Raw genomic sequence first — 21908 nt, forward strand, 5'->3', positions numbered from 1 at the left:
GGTTCGATTCCCTCCGCCTCCACCAGTATTCAAAACAAAAGCCCCGCCGGCGCAAGCCGGCGGGGCTTTTGTTTTGAATACCTCTCGTGCAGCCCGTGGAATTGAATCCTCGTCCGGCACGGACGAGGGGCGAGCGGGGATTTCGAGCCGCATGCGGCGAGCCCGCGAGCGGCCTGGAGCATGCAAGCGCCAGGCCTCCCGATTCGTCACTTATTGAATTCCAGGTGTTCAAACAACTTCCGACGGCAGCTGGAACCGGTAGCCGACGCCGGTCTCGGTGATCATGTACCGGGGCTGGGCCGGATTGTCCTCCAGTTTATGGCGCAGATGACCCATGTAGATCCGCAGGTAATGGGCATGGTCCGCCTGGTTCGGCCCCCAGACATTGCGCAACAGCTGGGGCGTCGTCATGACCTTGCCGGCGTTGGCGACGAGCACCGCCAGCAGGCGATGTTCCGTCGGCGTCAGCCGCACGGGCACGCCGCCCTTGGTGACACGCCGGTTCTGTATGTCCACGACCACGTCGCCAAAGCGCACCTTGCCGTCGCCGCCGGTGGCCGGACCGCGCTGGCGGCGCTGCGACGCGCGCACGCGCGCCAGCAGTTCGCCGACGCCGAACGGCTTGGTCAGGTAGTCGTCCGCCCCGTGGTCGAGGGCGCGGATCTTTTCTTCTTCGTTCACGCGTGCCGACAGCACGATGACCGGTACCGCGGACCACTTGCGCAGGTCCTCGATGAAATCGACACCGTCGCCGTCGGGCAGGCCGAGATCGAGGATGACCACGTCGGGCTTGCGCGTCCCGGCCTCCGTCAACCCGCGTTGCAAGGTCGCCGCCTCATGGACCTGCCACCCTTCCTGCTCCAGCGCGCCCCGCACGAAGCGGCGAATGTGAGGCTCGTCTTCCACGAGCAGGGCAATGCCCACAAAATCACTCATCCTGCTCCTCGTTTTCCAGCTCTTCATCCAGTAGCGGCATCTCCGGCGGTGTCCCCAGCGGAAGCGTGAACACGAAGCAAGCGCCCCCTTCCGGTCGGTTTGCCGCGTGGATCGTGCCGCCGTGCGCATTGACGATCGCCCGGCAGATCGCCAGGCCCAGGCCCACCCCGGGCTTGGCGGATTCGCGCTCGCCGCGCGTGAATTTCTCGAACACCGCCTCTTCCTGGCCGGACGGCAGGCCAGGACCGTCGTCCGTCACCGCGATGTCGAGCCACACGCCGCGTCGCTCGGCCGAGATGGCGACCGTACTGCCCGGCGGCGTATATTTCCCCGCATTTTCCAGCAGGTTGGACAACACTCGTTCGATCAACACGGCGTCGTACTGCACCAGCGGCAGGTCGACCGGCACGTGGGTCTCCACCGTGTGGCCGGCAAGCGCGGCACGGCTGGCCGCGAGTGCGCTGCCGATGACCTCCTCGACCGGTTGCCACTGGAGCCTGAGCTTGACGTCGCCGCTCTCGATGCGGGCCATGTCGAGCAAATTCGTCACCAGCATGCTCATGCGTACCATTTCCTCGCGCAGCGCGTCCGCCATGGTGCGCTGCGCCGGCGCCAGCGGCGGGGAGGAGCGCGCCAGCGATTCGGCCTGCGCCATCAGCGACGTGAGCGGCGTGCGCAGGTCGTGCGACAGCGCCGCGAGCAGCGAATTGCGCAGGCGCTCCGATTCGATCTTGACCAGCGCCTCCTGTGCGACCTCGATATAGTGCACCCTTTCCAGCGCGATCGCGGCCAGCGCCGCGAACGTATCGAGCTGCTGGCGTTGTTCCGGCGCCAGCAGCCAGTGCGGCTCCGTGGCCTCGATCGCCAGTACGCCCCGGGTGCGCATCGGCGCCACCAGCGGCATGTAGAAGACGGGGTTGCCCGGCAAGGTGTCGGTGCCCATGCCGGCGCTGGCGCCATGATCGAACGCCCACTGCGCAATGCCGGTGTCGAGCGCCGCGCTCGTCTCCTCGCCGTCTTCCCCAGCGGGGCACACGCGCCCGTCCGCGTCCGGCAGCAGCAGGATCGTGCGCGCGTTGAAGGTACGCCCGATGGCGTCGCGCGTCGCTTCCTGGATCTGCTCCGTCTGCAATACGCCGGACAGCGCCCGTGCGAATTCGTACAACGCGCGGGTCCTGCTCTCGCGCCGGGCGGCGACGTGTGCCTGGAAACGCAGGCCGGCCGTGAGATGCCCGGTGATCAGGCCGACCGCCAGCATCACGCCGAACGTCACCAGGTACTGGAGATCCGATATCGCGAACGTGAAGCGCGGCGGCACGAAGAAGAAGTCGAAGCACGCCACGCTGACACAGGTTGCCGTGACCGATGGTCCACGGCCGAAACGCACCGCCACCAGCAGCACGACCAGCAGGAACAGCATGGCGATGTTGGCCAGATCCAGCCAGGCGATGGTCGGCGTGGCCGCCAGCGCCATGCCCAGACTGGACAGGATCGCCACGCCGTGCGCCACGATGGCCGTCCGGGCAGGCACGTCGGGGACTACACGAGGCACTGGCCCCGCAACGTCGGCCTCCGTTTCGTGCGGCGCGGCGACTTCGAGCAATTCGATGTCGGGCGCCAGGCGTGCGATGCGCCGGCCGCACGGCACACGCCACGGCCGTCCGGCTCGCCCGCGCCCGAGCGCGATCCGCGAGAGGTTATGGCTGCGCGCGTAGTCGATGACCGCAACCTCGATGCTGTCGCCCGACAGCACCGCGGTGGCCGCGCCGAGATCGCGTGCCAGCTTGAGCGCTTGCAGGATCCGCTCGCGCGGGCCGGTACCAAGACGCTGCAGCGTCGGCGTCTCGACGTAGACCGCGTGCCACTCTGCGCCAAGCTGGGCCGCCAGACGCGCCGCGCTGCGCACCACGACCTCCGCGCCGGAGCCGGGGCCGACACAGGCCAGCAGTGCGGTGCCCGTCCGCCAGACCGTATCGATCGATTTTTCGACACGGTAGGCGCGCACGTCGTCCCCGATGCGTTCGGCGGTCCGGCGTAGCGCCAGTTCGCGCAGCGCGATGAGGTTCCCCTTGCGGAAGAAATTCCGGCCGGCCCGCTCGGCCTGGGCTGGCTGATACACCTTGCCGAGCTTGAGCCGGGCCAGCAGCTCGTCCGCCGGCAGGTCGACCAACACAACTTCGTCGGCGCCGTCGAACACGGAGTCCGGCACCGTCTCCCCGACGCGTACGCCGGTGATTCCGCCCACCACGTCGTTCAGGCTCTCGAGGTGCTGCACGTTCACCGTGGTGAACACGTCGATGCCGGCGGCCAGCAGTTCTTCGACGTCCTGCCAGCGCTTGGGGTGGCGTGAACCGGCGACGTTCGAGTGCGCCAGTTCGTCGACCAGGATGAGTTGCGGACGTCGTTCGAGCGCGGTGTCGATGTCGAATTCGGTGAGCTGCCTGCCGTGGTAGTCGATGCGCTTGCGCGGCAGGACGGCCAGCCCTTCCAGCAAGGCTTCCGTCTCGGCGCGCCCGTGCGTCTCGACGATGCCGATCAACACGTCACGGGTGGCGGCAAGCTGGCGCGCCGCGGACAGCATCGAATACGTTTTACCGACCCCGGCCGACGCGCCGAAAAAGATGCGCAGCCGGCCGCGCGCCGCCCGGCGCTCCTGTTCCTGCACCTGGGCCAGCAGCGCATCCGGATCGCGCCGTGATTCGTCGCCGGGAAAGTTCATGCTACTGCCTCATTGCGCGCGCGGCGCCTTGCCGTCCAGGGCCAGGTTCAACGCCAGCACGTTCACGCGCGCCTCGCCCAGGAACCCCAGCGCCGGATCGTTTCGATACCGCTCGATGAGCGCGCGCACCTGCTGTTCCGGCACCTTGCGTGCCGCGGCGATACGGGGCGCCTGGTATGCGGCGGCCGCCAGGCTGATCTCCGGGTCGACGCCGCTGGCGGACGCGGTGACGAGGTCGACGGGGATCGGCGCCCGGTTGCCGGGATCGGCCGCCTTCAGCGCGGCAATGCGCTCCTTGACGGCGTCCAGCAGCGCGGGATTGGTCGCTCCCTGGTTGGAGCCGCCAGAGCCGGCGGCGTTGTACGGCATCGGTGCGGTCGCCGAAGGCCGGCCCCAGAAATAGCCGGGCTGCGCGAACGGCTGGCCGATCAGGCTGGAGCCGACGCTCTTGCCGTCGACTTCGATCAGGCTGCCGTCCACCTGGTGGGCAAAGGCCACGCGGCCGATGCCGGTGACGGCGGCGGGGTACAGGACGCCGCACAGCAGGGTCAGGGCGCCGAACACGACCAGTGCGGGACGAAGGGTGGATGCCATGGGATGCTCCTTGTTCAGACGAGGTTGAGCGACGCCAGCAGCAGGTCGATCAGCTTGATGCCGATGAACGGCAGGATGATACCGCCGATACCGTAGATCAGCAGGTTACGGCGCAGCAGGGCCGTCGCGCCGATCGCGCGGTAGCGTACGCCACGCAGGGCCAGCGGGATCAGGAACACGATGATCAGCGCATTGAAGATCAGTGCCGACATGATCGCCGAGGCCGGACTCGACAGGTGCATGACGTCGAGCGCTTTCAGCTGCGGATAGGTGCCGACGAAGGCGGCCGGGATGATCGCAAAATACTTGGCCACGTCGTTGGCGATCGAGAACGTCGTCAGCGATCCCCGCGTCATCAGCATCTGCTTGCCGATCTCGACGATTTCCAGCAGCTTGGTCGGGTTCGAGTCGAGGTCGACCATGTTGCCGGCCTCCTTGGCAGCCTGCGTACCCGAGTTCATCGCCACCGCCACGTCGGCCTGGGCCAGCGCCGGCGCATCGTTGGTGCCGTCGCCGGTCATCGCCACCAGGCGGCCTTCCGACTGGTATTGCCGGATCAATTTGAGCTTGTCCTCTGGCGTGGCTTCGGCCAGGAAGTCGTCGACGCCCGCTTCGGCGGCGATCGCGGCCGCCGTCAGCGTGTTGTCGCCAGTGATCATCACGGTCTTGATGCCCATGCGGCGCAGCTCCGCGAAACGCTCCCGGATACCCCCCTTGACGATGTCCTTCAACTCGACCACGCCCATCACGCGGGATCCGTCGACCACGACCAGCGGGGTGCTGCCACGGCGCGCGGCGTCTTCGACCGTGCGCACGACTTCGGGCGGGAACGGCATGCCGAGCGCCTCGACGTGGCGGCGCACCGCATCGGCCGCGCCCTTGCGGATCTGGCGTTCGCCGCAATCGACGCCGCTCATCCGGGTGTTCGCGGAAAACGGCAGGAAGACGGCGTGCAGGCTCTCCAGCGCGCGTTCGCGGATATTGAAGCGCTGCTTGGCCAGCACCACGATGCTGCGGCCTTCCGGCGTCTCGTCGGCCAGCGAGGCCAGTTGCGCCACGTCGGCCAGCTCGCGCTCCGTCACGCCCGGCGCCGGCAGGAAGGCGGCCGCCTGGCGGTTGCCGAGCGTGATGGTGCCGGTCTTGTCGAGCAGGAGCACGTCGACGTCGMCGGCGGCTTCCACCGCACGGCCCGAGGTGGCGATCACGTTCGCGCGCATCATGCGGCTCATGCCGGCCACGCCGATAGCCGAGAGCAGGCCGCCGATGGTGGTCGGGATCAGGCATACGAGCAACGCGATCAGCACGGTGATCGTGACCGGCGTGCCGGCCTTGGCGACCTCCACCGAGTACAGGGAGAACGGCAGCAGGGTCACCGTGACGACGAGGAACACGATCGTCAGCGCCACCAGCAGGATCGTCAGGGCGATCTCGTTGGGCGTCTTCTTGCGCTTGGCGCCTTCCACCATCGCGATCATGCGGTCGAGGAAAGTCTCGCCGGGGTTTGCCGTCACCTTCACGACCAGCCAGTCGGACAGCACGCGCGTGCCGCCGGTGACGGCCGAGAAATCGCCGCCCGATTCGCGGATCACCGGCGCCGATTCGCCCGTGATCGCGCTCTCGTCCACCGAGGCGACACCTTCGATCACCTCGCCGTCGATCGGCACCACGTCGCCCGCTTCGATCAGAATGTGATTACCCTTGCGCAGGTCGGTGGCGGGACAAGGTAGCCACGTCGTGCCGTGCTTCGGCACGGCCAGCTTCTTGGCGGTCACGGCCTCCTTCAGACCGCGCAGCGAGGCCGCCTGCGCCTTGCTGCGCCCTTCGGCCAGCGCTTCCGCGAAGTTGGCGAACAGCACCGTGAACCACAGCCAGACGGCGCAGGCGAGGATGAAGCCGGCCGGGGCCTCGCCGGTGCCGAACAGCGCCTGCACGTACAGCAGCGTCGTGATGATGCTGCCGACGTACACGACGAACATGACTGGACTGCGCAGCTGCGTGCGCACACCCAGTTTCTTGAAGGCGTCGACCAGCGCCGGGGCGACCAGGCCCGTGTCGAACATGGTCAGGCGCTTCCCGGCTGCCGCATCGGATGGCGCGGCCACGGGCGCCGTCATCGGGGAATTGAGTTGGGACATGGCGACTCCAGGTTATTTGGCAAACAGCTGCAGGTGTTCGACGACGGGGCCGAGGGCGAGCGCCGGCACGTAGTTCAGCACGCCGACCAGCACGACCACGCCGACCAGCAGGCCCACGAACATCGGGCCGTGCGTGGGCATGGTGCYGGCCGTCGTCTGCAGGCGCTGCTTGGCCGCGAGCGAGCCGGCGATCGCCAGCACGGGCACGATCATGGCGAAGCGTCCGAACCACATCGCGATCGCCAGCAGCCAGTTGTAGAACGGGGTGTTGGCGGACAGCCCGGCGAACGCACTGCCGTTGTTGTTCGCGGCCGAGCTGAACGCGTACAGGATCTCGGAGAAGCCGTGCGCGCCGGGGTTGGCGACGCCGGCCTTGCCGGCCGCCGTCAACACGGCGATCGCGGTGCCGGCCAGCACCAGCACGGGCGTGACGAGGATGGCGACGGACGTCATCTTCATCTCGTAGGCCTGGATCTTCTTGCCCAGGTATTCCGGCGTGCGGCCGATCATCAGGCCGGCAATGAAGACGGCCATGATCGCAAAGATCAGCATGCCGTACAGGCCGGAGCCRACGCCGCCGAAGACCACCTCGCCGAACTGGATGAGCATGAGGGGCACGGCGCCGCCCAGCGGCGTGAACGAGTCGTGCATCGCATTGACCGCGCCGCACGACGCGGCCGTGGTGATGGCGGCGAACAGGGCCGAGGCGTCGATGCCGAAACGGGTTTCCTTGCCCTCCATGTTGCCGCCCGCCTGCAGGCTGCTGGCCTGCTGGTCGACGCCCAGCGCGGCGAGCGCCGGATGGGCCTGGTGCTCGGCCACGATCACGCTGCCCGCCATCACGATGAACATCACCGTCATGGCGGCCAGGATGGCCCAGCCCTGGCGCCGGTCGCCGACGAGGCGGCCGAACGCGAAGCACAGGCCGGCCGGGATCAGGAAGATCGACACCATCTGAAACAAGTTGGACAGCGCCGTCGGATTTTCGTACGGGTGCGCGGAGTTGGCGTTGAAGAAGCCGCCGCCGTTGGTGCCCAGCATCTTGATGGCTTCCTGCGACGCCACCGGCCCCATCGCAATCGTCTGGGTGGTGGTCGTCAGGGTCTCGGTGACGGGCTGGCCCTTCGCGTCCAGCACGGGCTGGCCGTCGGCGCCCGTCTTCGGCTGCGTGTACGTGAGCGGCTCGAGCAACTGGACCTGCTGGTAGCTCGAGAAATTCTGGATCACGCCCTGGCCCATCAGGAACACGGAGAACACCAGCGACAGCGGCAGCAGCACGTACAGGGTGCTGCGGGTGATGTCGACCCAGAAGTTGCCGATGGAACGCGCCGACTTCGACGAGAAGCCGCGGATCAGCGCGAACACGACGGCCATGCCGGTGGCGGCCGAGAAGAAGTTCTGGCAGGTCAGCGCCAGCATCTGCGTGAGATAGCTCATCGCCTGCTCGCCGCTGTAGCCCTGCCAGTTGGTATTGCTGACGAAGCTGACGGCTGTGTTGAACGCCGAATCCGGGCTGACGTTGGCGATGCCCTGGGGATTCAAGGGCAGCCAGGCCTGCACCCGCTGCAACAGATAGACGACCAGCGTGCCAAGCGCATTGAATGCCAGCAGGGCCAGGGCATAGGCCTTCCAGTCCATGCCCGTGCCCACGTCCACGCCAGCCACGCGGTAGAGAAAGGCTTCGGCCCGGTGCAGCCAGCCGAAACCGCGCACGCGGCCGCCGTCGGCCACACGGGCCAGCAGGATCCCGAGCGGCCACGACGCGGCCAGCAGGATCACGAAAAACAGCGCCGGTAGCGCCAGCGAATGCATGTCCATCACAGGTCCTCCGCACAGAACATGGCGTACAGCAGGTACACCAGCAAGGCGCCGGATGCGAGCGCGCCAATCAGGTAGAACAGTGTCATTTGCGTTCTCCCAGTCTGGCGCAGCCGTTCGTCATGCCCCAGATCAGGGCGGCGAACAGGACGATCGCGCCGATGAAGACGATATCCATGGTGACCTCGTTAGTCAGGTTAATCAGAGAGGCCTGGCGCCGCCGGTGGCAAGCGCCGGGAAAACGGCGAAGGCGGTCCGGTAGACCTCCTCATGCAGCGCCACCGTCTCGGCGGCGCCGGAACTGCTGTCGATATCGCTGGCGCAGCGGCCGGGGATGTCGGCACCCCATCGCAGCGCCGGCAGATGCAGGATGGTGGCCGCCATGCCGGCCGACATCACCTGAGCCGCATAGGCGCGCATGGCGCACGATTCCCCGGACGCCGGATCGTGCTCGCCGCCCACCGCAACGAACAGCACACGCAGGCCGGGATTGAACATGCGGGCACTGTTGAGCCGGGCGATCAGCTCGTAGCGGGCGTCGACATCGGTGTGTTCAGGAGTCAGCGGCACCAGCGCGACGTGCGCCGCGATCAGCGCGCAGCGGCATTCGAGACCGTTGCCGCCGTCCGTGTCGACGACGATGGCGACGTCGTCGTAGCGCGCCTGGAGCCGTTCCAGCTGCTCGGAGAATCCGCTCCCGCGCACGGCGCGGGTGGCCACGACGGGGCGCAGGCGTGAACGGGCGCGTTCGGCGCCCCAGCGTGCGCAGGCCTGCCGACGGCTGGCGTCCAGCAGCAGCATCTTGCGGCCAGTGCGCCCGTGCAGCACGGCCATGTTTTCGGCCACGAGGGCGCCGATGTCGGCCGGCGCGCAGTTGGCGACCGTGACGATCATGACTGCGGCGTTCCGGTTGAACGGCCGTCCGTTTTGGGCATTGCGGCGTGCATATCGTGCTCCTTGCTGTCGAATCTTGATGCAGGGAGTGTAGATACGGGGACGTAAAGATTTTCTAAAAAGATGTCGGGCGCGGATAAACGGTTTATATACGGGGACACCAGGCCGTATCTTTTTACAAAATCTTTATATGCCTCCCGCTACGATATCTCCCTCGCATACCGTCTGGAGAGCTTGGTTGGATACGCAGCAGAAAAACAGGAACATGGCCGGCCTCGCGCTGGCCGCCATCGGCATCGTGTACGGCGACATCGGCACCAGTCCGCTGTACACGCTCAAGACCATCTTCGACCCCGCGCATGGGCTGGCGCTCACGCCGGCCAACCTGATCGGCGTCGTGTCGCTGATCTTCTGGGGCCTGACAAYCATCGTCTCCTTCAAATACGTGGCGCTGGTCCTGCGCGCGGACAACCGCGGCGAAGGCGGCATCATGGCGCTGCTGGCGCTCGTGCTGGCCGCCATCGGCGACCGCAAACGCCTGCATATCGTGCTGCTCCTGATCGGAGTGTTCGGCGCTGCATTGTTCTACGGCGACAGCGTGATCACGCCGGCGATTTCGGTCCTGTCGGCGGTCGAGGGCCTGGAGGTCGCCACCCCGGCGCTGCAGCCGTATGTCGTGCCGCTGACGATCGTCGTTCTGGTATGCCTGTATGCGGCCCAGCGTCATGGCACGGCCGGCATCGGCCGCTGGTTCGGCCCGATCATGCTGCTGTGGTTTGCGGCGCTGGCGGCAATGGGCCTCGTGAATATCGCCCACAGCCCCGGCATCCTGGTCGCGCTCAACCCGTGGCATGCGGTACGCTTCTTCATCGACAATCGCGGCCTCGGATTCCTTGCACTTGGCGCGATCGTGCTGGCCTTCACCGGCGCCGAGGCACTGTATGCTGACATGGGCCACTTCGGCAGGAGGCCCATCCGGCTCGCCTGGTTCGCCGTGGCCTTCCCTGCCCTGGCCCTGAACTATCTCGGCCAGGGTGGCCTGCTGCTGGCGCGGCCTGAAGCCATCGACAACCCGTTCTACCAGCAACTGGGCAACTGGAGCGTCTATCCGCTGGTCGTGCTGTCGACCATTGCGACCGTGATCGCCTCGCAGGCGACGATTTCCGGCACCTTCTCGATGACCAAGGAGGCGATCGCGCTGGGGTTCCTGCCGCGCATGCGCGTCGTGCACACGTCCGAACGCGAGATCGGACAGATTTATATCCCGTCGGTGAACTGGCTGCAGCTGATCGCGGTGCTGCTGGCCGTGATCGGCTTCGGCTCATCCGAACAGCTGGCCTCGGCCTACGGCATCGCCGTGACCGCGACGATGCTGGCGACCACCATCCTCACCTACTTTGTGATCCGCTACCGCTGGCGCCTGAACCTGCTGCTGTGCATTGGGGCGACCGGCTTCTTCCTGGCGATCGACGTCGCCTTCTTCTCGGCAAACGTGCTCAAGATCCTGCACGGCGGCTGGTTCCCCCTGCTTCTCGGGACACTGCTGTTCACCCTGATGCTCACTTGGCGCCGGGGCCGCCAGCTGGTATTCGACAATCTGCACAAGCATGCGATCCCGCTCGGTGCCTTCCTCGAGTCCGTGTTCATCGCGCCACCCCTGCGTGTCGCGGGCACGGCGATCTTCCTGCGCGGCGAGAGCGATGGCGTGCCGCACGCGATGCTGCACAACCTGTCGCACAACAAGGTCATGCACGAACGAATCGTCTTTCTCACCGTACACATCATCGACGAGCCGCACGCCGAGCAAGAAAAACAGGTGCGCGTCACGTCGCTCGGACACGGTTGCTACCAGGTCGACGTCACGTTCGGGTTCAAGGACGAGCCGGACATTCCCGCCATGCTCGCCCTCTGCTCGGAGCACGGGCTGCCGTTCGACATGATGCAGACTTCGTTCTTCATCGCACGGCAAACCGTGATCTCGACACCAGGCGCGGGCATGGCACCATGGCTTGAGCACCTGTTTGTCGCAATGCAGCGCAACGCACGAGATGCGGCCGACTACTACCAGATTCCGACCAACCGGGTGATTGAAGTGGGGACGCAAGTGGAAATCTAGGCGGGGCGGTGTGCAGTCGTCAACCTGGAGAATATCCTGCGCCTGCCGGGTCGCTGGACGCGCAGGTCCACGGTCGCGAACCGGTCGTCGGTGCCGATGGAATACAAGGAGTTCGACGGGGCCAGGCGCGTGCGTCCATCACAGCATCGAGTTCAACACAAGCCCGTGGCGAGCCGACTCTCCCCGTGCTGCCGCCGGTGCGATCGGCGCTGGCCGCGATCGCCAGACCTCGCGGTGGCGCCCGTCCGCGAGGACCTGCGCCCGACCATGCCGCAGCTCGCGCCGACGATTCCAAGGTGTGCGATACCGTATCCGTCGCCCGGCTCGAAAGTGGTAATCGGATAGTTTTTTGCCAATGCGCAAGCGTATGATCCCTGACAGAACGCCGCACTTCGGTGTCGCCGCAAGAGAGATGAACATGAACGCGATCATCATCGCGATAGCCCTGGCTGCCTTCTCACTCTCGGTAGCCGCGAAAGGCGGCCACGTATGAAGTGCACTCTCCTGCTCCGTCAACGCATGACCAGGTCCCGGCCGGCGCGAGCGCGGGGTGTGGGGTGAAATGTACAGCTTCAGTCAACATTGGAGAGGGACGTGCTCGCGACATGGCGGGGTGGCGGCATGGCTTTAATTTTTAAGTGGATTTTTCGCAGAAGAAATCATTTCGTATTTACTCAACGAGGACTGCTATGCCGACAATTCTCAACCTTGGTGCCGGATCACTAAATCCACTGAAAAAAAGTGAATTAATTAATATCGATGAGTTTCGCGGGTGGGACATTGTCAATCTAGACATTTATAATCAGGTTGTAAAATATAGCCCAGACCGCTCGACAATCCCTCACTCCGGGGCTGATATTAGATACTCAGATGTCGAACGACAGATAGATTTTGCAAACGAAACGATAGACATTGTTTTAGCGATTAGCCCCTATAAATATTCCGTTCTTAATCAGGAGGTATATCGGGTTTTAAAAAAAAGTGGCGTTGCAGTTATTCTTGGCAGCCAACGCAATAAGTACGTAACCAAGCTTGCATCGTTTTGCTCAGCGGGAATCGAACCCCACTTTTTCGACTTATTCGAGGTCATACAGGCAAACGATCTGGCGCTTAAGTGCATAAAATTTGTTGCAGAAAGAGGATCGCGGAATACCTCAGGTGAAAACTCCACGAAGCTAGACTTTTTTGGCATTTATCGCAAGAAATAGCAGCAGAGGGTATATATCCAGCACCGGCTCTTTACTCAGTCAGCAAAGGCTGTTGCGAAAGTAAGGTCGATGGACGGTTTTCGCCGCTTCTGTCGGTTGCCTGACGTAAGTGGAAATTTTCAAATCTTGTTGGCGCACGGCTTGACTATAAAGAGAAAATGAATTGTCTGTAGACRCCGCCTCCACCAGTATTCAAAGCGGGATGAATCCGCGTCCGGCACGGACGAGGGGGCGAGCCGTATGCGGCGAGCGGGGAATTCGAGTCGCGTAGCGACGCCCCCCCCGCGAACGCCCTTGCGCTTGCAAGCGCAAKGGCTCTTCGATTCGCCTGATTAAGGAAAACCGCGCAGCGGTCTTCTGCCTTTCACTCCCGACTACGGCCTGGCAACGAACAGTCCAACTTCAGCGACAACCGTATTGTAGGCGTCGCCATTATTGGATGTGACGTTGAGCCGGTAGTAGCGATAGGCGCCCGGCGTCGGGACCGGGTAGCTGTTCACCTGCAAGCGATTGGCGAACACCTGGCCGCTTTGCGTATCGAGCGTCGTCCAGGTGACACCGTCGTTGGAGCCCTGGAATTGCCAGTCCTTCGGATCGCGCGAGGCGATGTCGGCGCTGACGACCGTGTAGCGCTGGACCGTCTCCGTGTGGCCCAGGTCATACTGCACCCAGCCCATCACGCCACTGTAGAACCAGTACGACCCGGGGTTCTGGTCGAAGGCGTTGGTGGCGTTGACCCGGTTGTTCGCACTGTCGTTGGCGGTGCCGCCGGTAGCGACGTTCACCATCGGATGCACCGGCGTGGCGCTGTCCTCGGCAGAGTTGGCGCTCGTGCCGGCGGAATTGGTCGCCGTGACGGTGTAGTAATAGGTCGTGCCATTGGTCACCGACGTGTCCGTGTAGCTGCCGCCCGTGACGTTCGACGCGATGGTCGTGTACGGACCGCCGCTGGTCGTGGCGCGCTGGACCGCGTAGCTGGTGGCACCGAAGGACTGCTGCCAGCGCAGCGGGACAACGCCATCGCCAGGCTCGGCCAGCAGCGTGGCGGGCGCGGCGGGGATGACGGTCGGCGCACCACCGTCGCCGCCGGTGATCTGGACGTTGCTGAAGGTGGAGGTATTCAGCGTGCCGTTGGCGTGCGAGCAGACCATCAGGCCGACATAGATCGTGTCGGGCAGCGGGCCGTCGATGCGGCCGACGTCGGTGGCGGCCCAGTTGGTGCCGTCCGGAGAAACGTAACCGGTGATCATGTTGCCGATGCGTTCGAGCTTCACCCAGTACGAAGGTACGGTATTCGCGATGGGAAAGCCCTTGTTGCCATAGTTCGTGGCGCCGTAGACCGTGAGGTTCGGCATGTTCTGCTCGGCCTTGAGCTCCCTGGTGATGACCATCGTGGCGCGCGGAGCGCCCTGGGCAAGGCTGGTGCRCATCATCACGCCCGCCTTTGCGTAAATGCTGGTGTTCGAGATCGACTCGACTTTCGCGATGATGGCGCCGTCGCCGGTGAGCGCCTTGTAGGTGAAGTGTTCGCTGTCGGCCGTAGCCCAGCTGTCGGCACCCGCACCCACCACGGTCCAGATGCCATTGGCGTACGAGGACGATCCGGCCGGGGTGGCGCCCCCGATCTCGGCTTCGGAAAAGCCCGAGGTGATCGAGGCGGTCGTGGGAATGGACAGCACCGGCGCGGGTGTCGCCGTGGAGGTGTCGACGTCCTTCAGGAACATGAAGCTGGTGCTGTCCACCGGCATCCATTGGCGTCGTTGCGCGATGAAGGGTGCCTGCATGCCCTTGCGGACGACGTAGGCGCCATGGATCTGATTGAGCACCAGGTTACCGCCTCCCCACCCGCGGTTGGTATAGTCGGCGGTGTAGTAAGCATCGGTGGTGCCGAACGGGAGGAAAGGCGTGGGCGCGAGCTCGTTGACCCGCGCGAAATATTCACCCTCCGCCAGCAGGCGGTTGTCGAGATCGGAATAGACGTCGATACCCTGCTTCCACAGGGCCTCGGCGAGCATGACCAGCGATTTGAGCTGCCCATGGGCGTGTCCCTGGTCGCGCAGGGAGTCGCCGAGCATGCCGATGTCGTTGGAACTGCGCAGTCCGATGTGCGCGAGCGTCCGGGTCTGGTAGACGACCCTGTTCAGCAACTCGGTGTCGTCGTTGAAGATGGCCATCAAGCCGAGGGCATTCAGGGCCAGCGCGCCTTTGTTGGCGGCTCCAAACATGTTCTCGCCATACGGATTCGATGCCGGCAACAGGACATTGGTGAAATAGGCCTTTACCTTGGCCGTGTCGTCGTCCGTCCAGCCCGGCCATGTGCCGCGCAGGATATCCGCCCCGCCCACGAACGCGTAAGCGTAGTCGCCCAGGTCGAGCATCGACTCGCCCCCCGAGAACGCAGTCTGGGTCGTGGCCCACGCCATCAGGATGTCGTGCGCCTTCTGTGCGTAGGCAGGGTTCTGGGTGAAATACCACATCCGCGCGAGATTCCAGATCGCGGTCATGTCGTTGCGCCATGGCCAGAGATTCACGTCGGGGGCGCGGCTCACCGTTGCATACGGGCCCGCCATGCCATAGGTGAGCTTGGCCTTGCCATCGTTTGCCAACTGGTCGTACGCGGACTTCCATGGCTGCTTGCCCTGGTCGACGTACGACTTGAGCGTCGCGAGATCCGAGGCGGTAAGCGGCGTGCCGGGATGCGTGAAACCGCTGACCTGYGCAGCGCTGTAACCCGGGAGCAGGGCTGCGCTCAGCGAGAGCATTGCAGCAGCAAGACCGGTTCGACCAAACATTTTGGAACTATTTTTCATCGGTACCCTTCATGAATAAACATCACTCACCGGCGTGCGGATCGTTGCTTCTTCGATAACAACATCAGCAGTACGATAGCGCACGCCAGAACCGTCACGTTCAAGGGCGTTCCGGGCGCCCCGGTCGCCTTGCCCGCAGCCTCGCAACGATGCGAAGTATTTGTTCGAGCATCGAACTATTAAATTATGGCAGCCATATTGCCATACGGCAATATATTTCGTATTTATGCCGGTTTGGCTGCTCCAATGCGGGCAACAATAGAGGTATCAATGGCAGCGGATTATTGTTTCCAACCAGGCGGCATCAGAAGATAGGGGTATAACGCAGTACCAGGAAACAGAAAGCCTTGGGCCGGCCGAGAGATGGCGGTTGCGATCGAGTAGGGAGCGGAGTTACCCCCGCCGCCCTCTCACACCACCGTACGTGCGGTTCCGCATACGGCGGTTCATTCAACAAACTGGAAACGCTGCCGGGTGTCCAGCAGCGAAACCAACCCAAACGCATCAAAATAACTCTTCGGGTACGCGGCGTTCATATGGCTCGCGCCGGCGTTCCACCACGGGCCCCGGCCATTGCTCGCCGACTTCCACGCGCGCGTCCCATCAAGCCCTCTCGCTTGCATCTTTCTGTTACGGGTGGCCGGCCGCTTCCATTGCCGCCATAACAGGCAGCGTAGCTTGCGCCGCACCCATCCGTCCAAGTCCTGTAATGCACCTTTTACCTCGGTCAGCCGGAAGTACGACATCCAGCCGCGTAGCGCCGGGTTGAGTTCGTTGATCGTCACGGCGAGATTGCGCGAGGCATTCCCGACGACGATTTCACGTACCCGGTCCTTCAATCGCTTCAGGCTTCCCTCCGCGATTTTCAGGCGCGCCCGCTTGTGCCACGTGAAGCTGTAGCCGAGGAACTTCCTGTCCCAAGGCCGCGCCACGGCGCTTTTCTCCCGATTCACCCGGAGCTTGAGCCTGCGCTCCAGATAGTCGGTGATTACGGCCATGGCGCGCCGCCCCGCCGTCTCGCTCCGGACGTAGATGTTGCAGTCGTCGGCGTAGCGGCAAAACTTGTGCCCCCTGCGCTCCAGTTCACGGTCAAGATCGGTCAGAAGAATGTTCGACAGCAACGGCGACAACGGACCGCCCTGCGGCGTCCCTTCCGTCCTCGCGCTGACGATTCCATCCGCCATCACGCCCGCTTCGAGGTAGCGCCGGATCAGTTTTAGAACCCGCTCGTCCTTGACCTTGCGTGCGACACGCGACATCAGGATGTCGTGGTTCACCCGGTCGAAGAACTTCTCCAGATCGAGGTCGACCACCCAGCGGCGGCCTTCCCTGAGATAGTTTTGCGCTTGCCGTACCGCTTGCCATGCGTTGCGGCCGGGGCGAAACCCATAACTATGTTCGGAGAATCCGGTTTCAAATTCCGGTTGCAGGACTTGCAGCAGCGCCTGCTGGATCAGACGGTCCAGCACTGTGGGGATGCCAAGCAGTCGTACTCCGCCGTTCGGCTTCGGTATTTCCACCTTGCGCACCGCCCCTGGCATGTACTCACCCGCCAGCAGAGCCGCCCTGACAGCTGGCCAGTGCTGTTGCAGCCATGCCTTGAAGTCGGCAACGGTCAGTCCATCGACTCCCGCCGCTCCCTTGTTCCGCACGACCCGCTCATACGCTCGCCAGAGGTTGTTACGTTCGACCACGGCGTCCATCTGCCGAAGTCCTTCCGCTTTCGTTTGCCCATCCGCCGCCGTGCCCGCCTCGGCTCCGGACACGCCCGTCGACGACATCCGGCCGTCTCTCTCCATGTCTGGCGCGGTTGCCCGCCTTGTCGCGTCAATGGCTCGCATCGAGGTCGAATGTCCTAATCGCGTTGTTGAATGTTCAGGCCTTCGGCCGGGCTCTCCGGACTCCTCGCCCTTGTCCCGACCTACTATGCCCTCTGCTGACTTCTGCATGCGCATCCCGGCACCTCGCGATGTCGGTAGCACAATGGCACGCATGCAGATCTCCCCGGGTATTGCGCACCCACCTTCCCGCTTATGCCTGTCGGATCTACGCCGCAGCCTTCCGGACAAGTATTGGGCTTTGGTGATAAGGGCCACCTCACCCGGCTGCGTCGCCTCGTATCCGCTTCCTGTTCGTCAGGCCAGCGTTTTGCCTCCGGCTTCCTCCGGATTCGCAGTCGCCCGCGACACCCTTGCCGTTCGGCTAACTCTTCCCCTTGTCGGGCGAGTAGAGGACTTTCACCTCCAAGTAAGTGCGCCCTGCCGGGCGCACCCCATAAAAAAACCCGCTGATTCCTCAGCGGGTTCTTCATGTGCACCTGCCCGGTTGTGGCTACCCCAAAGTCAATGCCTTTCATCGGTAGGGTTCGGCAACAATACTATCCCCCAGCCTCGTCTCAGTGCGCACCGCGGGGCGGTTGACACTCGCGTCAATGTCGACTGGCCAGCGACGAATACCGTCATGGCGTCGGTTGCGGGTACACCTTCAACACCAGGTTTTTCTGTTGCTTGTCGTCCGGATTTTGGCTTGCGACAGTGATCATTACGGTACAAGTAAGTGCGCTGCCGTTATGCAGTTCAGGGATCGTCAGTGCTGTCACACTGAACGGGTAGTACTGCCCGCTACTGTCGAGGGTATCAATGTCTTTATCGGGAACACTCACGATTGGCGACGAACAGGTGTTAGGGTCACCAGGCAGTTGATAGCTATTTACGGATACCCTGTACGGTGGGAGGCTGCCCGTAATTTGGAAGCTGATTTGTTCGGTCTCCTTGGCAACAGTCGAACCGGCAACGACCTCAAGAACCGGGTTTGTGGGGCAACCATGAACTGAATAGTCTGATACCACCACCTGTGCCGTCGCCGTCTTCGACTGGCTGTCAAGGACCGTCAGGGTAGCCGTGTAAGTTGATCCATTCGGATAAACATTTGGAGGCAGTTGCAGATCCCGGACGCTGGCCGTGAAGTACGAATTTGCACCAAACGGCAATGGAGCGCTTACAGGAGTATGCACGCTGTCGCTGCTGTAGACACTGAAAGGCGGTGTCCCTCCGAAGAACACGAACGGTATATTCGTCGTGCAGTCGCTCGCGATGATCGAGGCAGGAAGTATTGCGGGGATCGACCCGCTCTGCCCTCTACCCAGGACCGTCACATTGGTTTGTACCCGATGACCTTTCGCGTCAGTGACCGTGACTGCGGTAGGGGTCGACGAGGTGGACTGCTGCCACTGTGTGGTGATATTCAGGCTCGTACCGTTCGTACTCGCTGCCACGACCGTGGGGCTGCTGCTGCTTGCGGTATACGGGGGCACTCCGCCCGCTATCATGTACGAGACCGCGCCGGCGTACGGCAACGTGATGTCAGTCGGGGCGGTGATGAAAAGAGGCTCGGCCGACCAGGTGGGGTCAACGAAAGCGACATCAATCGCAACGCTCTTGCCAGTGGAATCCGTCACCGCAACGGTGGCTTTCCCCGACGTGATACTGTCAATTGCCAGGGCAGTCCCATTCACATGCACTTTCGCCACGCTGGTGTTACTGCTCGTTGCCGAGTACGGCCCGCTGCCGCCGCCAATCGTGTATCCGGCGCTGGTGCCTGGAGTAATCGAGACTTGTGCCGGTGCGGTCGTGAACAAAGCCTGGCTGTTGGTGGTAGCCACCGCAATCGAGACCTTGCCGCCCGCCGCGTCGGTGATGGCGACATCGGCAGTACCGGGGGCGATRCCAACTACTGTCAACGAATTACCGCTTAGGCTCGCCGTGGCCACGCTGGTGTTACTGCTGGTGGCGGTGTATGGCCCGACACCTCCGCCGATCGTGTAAACGGCACTGGTGCCCGGAGTAATCGAGACTTGTGCTGGTGCGGTCGAAAACAAAACTTGGCTACTGGTGGCCACCGCAATCGTGACCTTGCCACCTGCTGTGTCTGTGATAGCGATATGGGCGGTGCCGGGTGCGACGCCAACCACTTTCAACGAGTTACCACTTACGCTCACCGTGGCGACGCTGGTGTCGCTACTGGCGGCCGTGTAGATTCCACTGCCTCCGCCGATCGTGTAAGCGGCACCGCTGCCCGGCGTCATCGCGACTTGCGATGGCGCCGTCGTGTACAGGCTCGCAGTCGTTGTCGGGCTTCCACTGCTGGCGCCAAGCGATGCGCACAGGCCGGAAATACCGCTAACACAGCTATCGCCGTTGCTTCCACTACCTCCACCACCGCACGCCGCCAGGGCCACACTCGCCCCAACCAGCAACACCCCAGATCTCATCTTCATCGTAGCCCCCTTAAGCTTGTTTAATGATCTCGCTCAACAAGAATAGGGCTGCCTCTGGTGTTGCACATCGGCCAATAGTTCTAATTATTGTAGACGTTTGTACTTGATATTTTTGCAATAAAATGGACTCTTGTACTTCCATTCCCAGTACATCCAGCGATTGGCCCGGTCGTCAGGACTGGACCGACTGCTGGACAGATCCGCAGCCGCACGAGAACAGGCAATAGTGGTGTAAAACGCTCAGACGCTGGGGTGCCGCGCAGGAAGTGACCGCTCTGAAGTTCGGGCTGGATGTCACCCGTCCAGGCCTCCCCTTTAATGTTTCACACCAGTTCGCGATAAAAATAAGTGGTATCGCACACCCCTCCCTCCGGCAACAACGCATACCCAGGAATGACGCCCAACCGCGTCCATCCCATACGCGCATACAGTCGCTCCGCCTCGACGCTCGCCGTATCGAGCACGAGCAACGTCTTGCCCGCAGTCCGCGCCTCGCTTTCCGCCGCATCCATCAACGCCGCCCCGACACCCTGCTTGCGCGCCCGCCGCATCACGAGCATCTTGCACAGATCTGCCCGATGCGGCTGATTGTCCGGCTGCGCCAGCACGAGGTGTACCGTACCGACGATGCCCTGCTCATCCTCGGCCACGAGCAACGCCCTTCGTCCCGCCGCGACGTCGGCGGCAAGCCCGCGCCACCACGCCGCCGCCCGGTCGAGCGAATACGGCTGCATGAATCCGACCGACGCCCCGCCCTCCACGCAGTCGGCCAGCACGGCCGCCAGCCCTTCGATGTCGGCATCGGTCAAGGAAAAGAGACGGCGAACGCGGCAAGTCATGGTCAGTTCCTGGCAAGCGTGGTGAGGACGACGGCATAGCGCGCCGGCACGTCCCCGGGGTTGTGGAAGGAATTCGGTGCGTCGAGCGGGATGGCGAGGCAGTCGCCCTTCTCCAGCAGCCAGCTTTCCGTGCCGTACACGATCTGCATACGGCCTTCGAGGATCCAGATCTGTTGCAGCACGGCGGGCGTGCGAGGGCCGGCCTCGTACGTCACGCGCGCACGGGGCGGAAAAGTCACGTCGACGATACGTGTTGGTGACTGGAAACCTTCGGGCGACACATTGCGCCGCACATAGCCGGAATGGGGATCCTGCCACACGACCTGGTCGGCATGACGGGATACGGGCTCGTCCTTGCGAACCGGATCGTCGAACAGCGAGGCCAGCGGCACGCCGAGGCCGGCCGCCAGCTTGTCGAGGACGACGGCCGTCGGGCTCGTCTCGCCGCGCTCGATCAGCGACAGCATCGAACGGCTGACACCGCACTGGTTCGACAGCGCATCCAGCGACAGCCCGCGTTCGCTGCGGAGCAGGCGCACCTGTTGGGCGATACGCCCATTCACGGAAGAATCGTCTTTCATAGTGGAGACATTCTCCAATATGAAAGACGCTACGTCAATTATCCTGGAGTCCACCTCCAGCTTGATGGATATGTGATCAGGATGTCGGCCCCGGGTCCGTTCCCGGCGCGATCATCAACTCCTTCAGCAGCATGTCGTTGAACGCCGGCAGATCGTCCGGCTTGCGGCTCGTGACGAGGCGCGCGTCCAGCACGACTTGCTCGTCGGACCACTCGGCGCCCGCATTCATCAGGTCGCGCTTCAGGCTGGGCCAGCTGGTCAGGTGCTTGCCGGTGGCGATGCCGGCATCGATCAGCGTCCATGGACCGTGGCAGATCGCGGCGACCATCTTGTCTTCCCCATCGAACTCGCGGATGAAATCAATGGCTTCCTTGCTCAAGCGCAGCTGGTCCGGATTGGCGACGCCGCCCGGCAGCACGAGGCCATCGAAGTCGGCCGGTTTCGCATCGCCCACGTTCATCTCGACCTTGAAGCGGTCGCCGGGTTGCATATGGTTGAACCCTTGCACCTCTTCACCGGCGGCCTTGGGCGCCAGCAGGACGACCGTCGCGCCCTGCTCTTCGAGGAAGGAACGCGGACTCGTGTATTCGATCTGTTCGACGCCATCCGTCATCAGCATGGCGACGCGCTTGCCTTGCAAAGGCTTACTGGAAACTTGTTCCATATAAACTCCCTTGGTCGAATGGATAACATGATCAACCATTCTAGGCAGAGTGTGCGCGAAGCGTCGCACGGCGCGTGGGCGAAAGAAACGCCGGCGCGCGGGCGGCGCGCGGATATGGTCAGCCGAACAGCGCCTGCCCCACCATCCAGACGTTCGCGCTGGAGATGACGACGAACAGGAACCACGACAGGACCGTCGTCCACCACGCATTGACGAAGCGCCCCATCAGATCCGCGCGGCTAGTCAGGCGGATCAGTGGGTACATGGCAAAGGGCAATTGCAGGCTCAATACGACCTGGCTGCCGACGAGCATCTGTC

The 21908-nt window shown here is 63.6% G+C and carries 16 protein-coding genes and 1 pseudogene; 3 read left to right on the forward strand and 14 right to left on the reverse strand.

Annotation, left to right across the window (positions count from 1 at the left end; translation table 11 throughout):
• Positions 1–228: 228 nt before the first annotated feature.
• The 7 genes from kdpE to AC1DYX_RS11860 form a co-directional block, all read right to left on the reverse strand.
• Positions 229–936: a two-component system response regulator KdpE gene (gene kdpE, locus AC1DYX_RS11830; RefSeq protein ID WP_477259001.1), complete on the reverse strand. Its 708-nt coding sequence runs from the start codon at positions 934–936 to the stop codon at positions 229–231.
• Complete coding sequence (kdpD, locus tag AC1DYX_RS11835; RefSeq protein WP_477259002.1) at positions 929–3655, reverse strand: two-component system sensor histidine kinase KdpD; 2727 nt, start codon at positions 3653–3655, stop codon at positions 929–931. Before kdpD ends, kdpE begins: the two co-directional genes overlap by 8 nt.
• Before the next feature lie 9 nt (positions 3656–3664).
• A complete protein-coding gene (gene kdpC / locus AC1DYX_RS11840) occupies positions 3665–4249 on the reverse strand; it encodes a potassium-transporting ATPase subunit KdpC (protein ID WP_477259003.1) in 585 nt (194 codons plus the stop codon).
• 14 nt (positions 4250–4263) lie between these two features.
• Entirely contained in the window at positions 4264–6363 is a 2100-nt protein-coding gene (kdpB, locus tag AC1DYX_RS11845; RefSeq protein WP_477259015.1) for a potassium-transporting ATPase subunit KdpB, read from the reverse strand.
• Between the two features lie 33 nt (positions 6364–6396).
• Positions 6397–8202, reverse strand: a complete 1806-nt coding sequence (kdpA, locus tag AC1DYX_RS11850; RefSeq protein WP_477259004.1) for a potassium-transporting ATPase subunit KdpA — start codon at positions 8200–8202, stop codon at positions 6397–6399.
• Complete coding sequence (locus AC1DYX_RS11855; protein ID WP_477259005.1) at positions 8202–8291, reverse strand: potassium-transporting ATPase subunit F; 90 nt, start codon at positions 8289–8291, stop codon at positions 8202–8204. The genes kdpA and AC1DYX_RS11855 overlap by 1 nt, the downstream gene beginning before the upstream one ends.
• A 112-nt stretch (positions 8292–8403) precedes the next feature.
• Complete coding sequence (locus AC1DYX_RS11860; protein ID WP_477259006.1) at positions 8404–9096, reverse strand: ParA family protein; 693 nt, start codon at positions 9094–9096, stop codon at positions 8404–8406.
• A 265-nt stretch (positions 9097–9361) separates the two neighbouring features.
• On the opposite strand from AC1DYX_RS11860, the gene AC1DYX_RS11865 reads away from it, so the two are divergent.
• The 3 genes and pseudogenes from AC1DYX_RS11865 to AC1DYX_RS11875 all read left to right on the forward strand — a co-directional run bounded on the left by AC1DYX_RS11865 (position 9362) and on the right by AC1DYX_RS11875 (position 12420).
• Positions 9362–11212, forward strand: a complete 1851-nt coding sequence (locus AC1DYX_RS11865) for a potassium transporter Kup (protein ID WP_477259016.1) — start codon at positions 9362–9364, stop codon at positions 11210–11212.
• A 494-nt stretch (positions 11213–11706) separates the two neighbouring features.
• Positions 11707–11843 (forward strand): annotated as a pseudogene (locus AC1DYX_RS11870) (DUF3761 domain-containing protein); the annotation flags it as partial.
• Between the two features lie 58 nt (positions 11844–11901).
• Positions 11902–12420 carry a methyltransferase domain-containing protein gene (locus AC1DYX_RS11875; protein ID WP_477259007.1) on the forward strand — a complete coding sequence of 173 codons (519 nt, stop codon included), beginning with the start codon at positions 11902–11904 and terminating at the stop codon, positions 12418–12420.
• A gap of 374 nt (positions 12421–12794) precedes the next feature.
• Here AC1DYX_RS11875 and AC1DYX_RS11880 read toward each other — a convergent pair whose 3' ends face one another.
• From AC1DYX_RS11880 to AC1DYX_RS11910, 7 genes are all read right to left on the reverse strand, one after another.
• On the reverse strand, positions 12795–15182 hold the full coding sequence (locus AC1DYX_RS11880; RefSeq protein ID WP_477259008.1) for a discoidin domain-containing protein: 2388 nt from the start codon (positions 15180–15182) through the stop codon (positions 12795–12797).
• A gap of 494 nt (positions 15183–15676) precedes the next feature.
• The gene (gene ltrA / locus AC1DYX_RS11885) at positions 15677–17071 is read right to left on the reverse strand and encodes a group II intron reverse transcriptase/maturase (protein WP_477259009.1); all 1395 of its coding nucleotides are present in this window, start codon (positions 17069–17071) and stop codon (positions 15677–15679) included.
• A 617-nt stretch (positions 17072–17688) separates the two neighbouring features.
• Entirely contained in the window at positions 17689–19314 is a 1626-nt protein-coding gene (locus AC1DYX_RS11890) for a hypothetical protein (RefSeq protein WP_477259010.1), read from the reverse strand.
• Between the two features lie 515 nt (positions 19315–19829).
• Positions 19830–20345 (reverse strand): N-acetyltransferase family protein, encoded by a 516-nt coding sequence (locus tag AC1DYX_RS11895; protein ID WP_477259011.1) that lies wholly within the window; start codon positions 20343–20345, stop codon positions 19830–19832.
• Positions 20346–20347: 2 nt separating this feature from the next.
• Positions 20348–20926, reverse strand: coding sequence for a helix-turn-helix domain-containing protein (locus AC1DYX_RS11900; protein WP_477259012.1), 579 nt, complete (start codon positions 20924–20926; stop codon positions 20348–20350).
• A 76-nt stretch (positions 20927–21002) separates the two neighbouring features.
• The gene (locus tag AC1DYX_RS11905; protein WP_477259013.1) at positions 21003–21590 is read right to left on the reverse strand and encodes a type 1 glutamine amidotransferase domain-containing protein; all 588 of its coding nucleotides are present in this window, start codon (positions 21588–21590) and stop codon (positions 21003–21005) included.
• Positions 21591–21708: 118 nt separating this feature from the next.
• Positions 21709–21908 (reverse strand): divalent metal cation transporter (locus AC1DYX_RS11910; RefSeq protein ID WP_477259014.1); only part of this gene is annotated, 200 nt, incomplete at its 5' end.

The organism is Massilia sp. P2_C2 (assembly GCF_056404615.1).

Excerpts from the sequence above, each read along its gene's own strand:
- kdpE (WP_477259001.1), bottom strand. The coding sequence starts at position 936 with ATGAGTGATTTTGTGGGCATTGCCCTGCTCGTGGAAGACGAGCCTCAC.
- kdpD (WP_477259002.1), bottom strand. The coding sequence starts at position 3,655 with ATGAACTTTCCCGGCGACGAATCACGGCGCGATCCGGATGCGCTGCTG.
- kdpC (WP_477259003.1), bottom strand. The coding sequence starts at position 4,249 with ATGGCATCCACCCTTCGTCCCGCACTGGTCGTGTTCGGCGCCCTGACC.
- AC1DYX_RS11855 (WP_477259005.1), bottom strand. The coding sequence starts at position 8,291 with ATGACACTGTTCTACCTGATTGGCGCGCTCGCATCCGGCGCCTTGCTG.
- AC1DYX_RS11860 (WP_477259006.1), bottom strand. The coding sequence starts at position 9,096 with ATGATCGTCACGGTCGCCAACTGCGCGCCGGCCGACATCGGCGCCCTC.
- AC1DYX_RS11875 (WP_477259007.1), top strand. The coding sequence starts at position 11,902 with ATGCCGACAATTCTCAACCTTGGTGCCGGATCACTAAATCCACTGAAA.
- ltrA (WP_477259009.1), bottom strand. The coding sequence starts at position 17,071 with ATGCGAGCCATTGACGCGACAAGGCGGGCAACCGCGCCAGACATGGAG.
- AC1DYX_RS11895 (WP_477259011.1), bottom strand. The coding sequence starts at position 20,345 with ATGACTTGCCGCGTTCGCCGTCTCTTTTCCTTGACCGATGCCGACATC.
- AC1DYX_RS11900 (WP_477259012.1), bottom strand. The coding sequence starts at position 20,926 with ATGAAAGACGATTCTTCCGTGAATGGGCGTATCGCCCAACAGGTGCGC.
- AC1DYX_RS11905 (WP_477259013.1), bottom strand. The coding sequence starts at position 21,590 with ATGGAACAAGTTTCCAGTAAGCCTTTGCAAGGCAAGCGCGTCGCCATG.